The following is a 514-nucleotide window of genomic DNA, read 5'->3' as shown; positions in this document are numbered from 1 at the left end:
AAGTAGAAAGAAAGTTTTCTTATCTAGAAAAATTAGAATATCAGTCATTATTGTCCGATATGTGTACGGCACTTCAACATAATAATCTGGAATTGCTCGGCAAGACAGCCACTCGCAGTGCTGTTATGAATCAAAAGAACCGTCCTAAGAAAACCCTTCATTCAGTAAGGGAAATATGCGAGTCCATTGGAGGGATCGGCGTGGTAACAGCTCATAGCGGAACTTACATCGGGATAGTCATATCTGACAACGATCGTGAATATTCAGAAAAAATCAAATCCGGGATGGCTTCCTTGAAATCGTTAGGCTATCCGGTCGAGCAATTTAAATCATGCACGAATCATTCATTGAAAAAGGAGGTACCTGTGTAATGGTGATGACAATGGTGGATTTAATAGGGGAAACGCCGTTAGTCCAATTGAAATTAAGAGATCTCAGTAAAGCCTCCGTTTATGCCAAGCTTGAGATGTACAATCCATTCGGGATGAAAGATCGAGTTGCAAAGCAAATCATA

Annotated in this window: 2 pseudogenes; both read left to right on the top strand. The window is 40.3% G+C overall.

The annotated features are described in order from the left end of the window. Window positions 1–371 (top strand): annotated as a pseudogene (locus HP456_RS24795) (GHMP family kinase ATP-binding protein); the annotation flags it as partial. Then, a pseudogene (locus tag HP456_RS25260) lies at window positions 371–514 on the top strand (cysteine synthase family protein); the annotation flags it as partial. The pseudogenes HP456_RS24795 and HP456_RS25260, both read left to right, overlap by 1 nt.

The sequence above is a fragment of the Bacillus haikouensis genome (assembly GCF_013179555.1).
Taxonomy (GTDB): Bacteria; Bacillota; Bacilli; order Bacillales; family Bacillaceae_B; genus Rossellomorea; species Rossellomorea haikouensis_A.
The sequence above is the reverse complement of the archived record's forward strand: the minus strand, read 5'-3'. Positions and strand labels throughout refer to the sequence as shown.